Origin of the sequence: Escherichia sp. KCJ4928 (assembly GCF_004352695.1) — a bacterium.
Lineage (GTDB): Bacteria > Pseudomonadota > Gammaproteobacteria > Enterobacterales > Enterobacteriaceae > ECMA0423.
In genome coordinates this window covers 1-241 of the sequence record NZ_SJWV01000881.1, presented here as the reverse complement: position 1 = coordinate 241, position 241 = coordinate 1, and the positions used below count along the sequence as shown (strand labels likewise).

Annotated in this window: 1 pseudogene; it reads right to left on the bottom strand. The window is 55.2% G+C overall.

Features of this window, described 5'->3' with window-relative positions:
• Positions 1 to 241 (bottom strand): annotated as a pseudogene (locus E0D98_RS27230) (relaxase/mobilization nuclease domain-containing protein); the annotation flags it as partial.

Genomic DNA, 241 nt, shown 5'->3' with positions numbered 1-241 from the left:
CGGTCGTAATAGGGCTGGAGCCGTTTTCCGCTCGCCAGCTCCATATTCGGGATGACAAAATTCAGCTCAAGACGCCCCTTGTCCTGGTGCTCCACCCACAGGATGCTGTACTGATTTTTTCAAGACCGGGCATCAGTACCCGCTCAAAGCTCTCCATCACCCTTTCACGCTCTCCCGGTGGCAGTGTCTGCTCTGCAAAAGACAGAACCCCCGAGGTGTATTTTTTCGCAAACGGCGTGGC